This is a genomic window from Polaromonas sp. P1_G2 (genome assembly GCF_056405515.1).
In genome coordinates, this window is sequence record NZ_JBFUBY010001298.1 from 1 (window position 1) to 427 (window position 427).

A 427-nucleotide genomic window follows, 5' to 3' on the forward strand; every position below is an offset into this window, starting at 1 on the left:
AGCCTGAACTGAACACGGCAGGAAGGACTGCCGTTTCGATCTTGCAGATGGTTTCACGCCGGGGAGGATGGCTTGCAAATCGATCTCGCCGGCAAGGTACTGCTAATCACCGGCAGCACCCAGGGGCTTGGAACGCGGATCGCCGAACTGGCGGCGGAGGCGCTGGCTGATGCAATCGTCGTATGCGGCCGGCAGCGTGAGGCGGGAGAAGCTGTAGCAGCCAGCCTATCCGCCAATGGCGTGAAGTCGTTGTTCATCGAGGCCGATCTCGGCAATGCAATCTCGCCGTCCGAACTCGTCGACCAGACCGTGCAGGCGTTCGGCCGCATCGATCTCCTCGTCAATGCCGCCGGATTGACCGACCGGGCCTCGCTTGTCGATGGTACGCTCCACGACTGGGAACGGATTTTTGCGGTCAATGCGCGTG

General features: G+C 61.8%; 1 protein-coding gene. It reads left to right on the plus strand.

Annotated elements, in window-relative coordinates; all coding sequences use genetic code 11:
• Positions 1 to 72: 72 nt before the first annotated feature.
• On the plus strand, positions 73 to 427 hold a 355-nt coding region (locus tag AC1D0P_RS30225), incomplete at its 3' end, for an SDR family NAD(P)-dependent oxidoreductase (protein ID WP_477680103.1).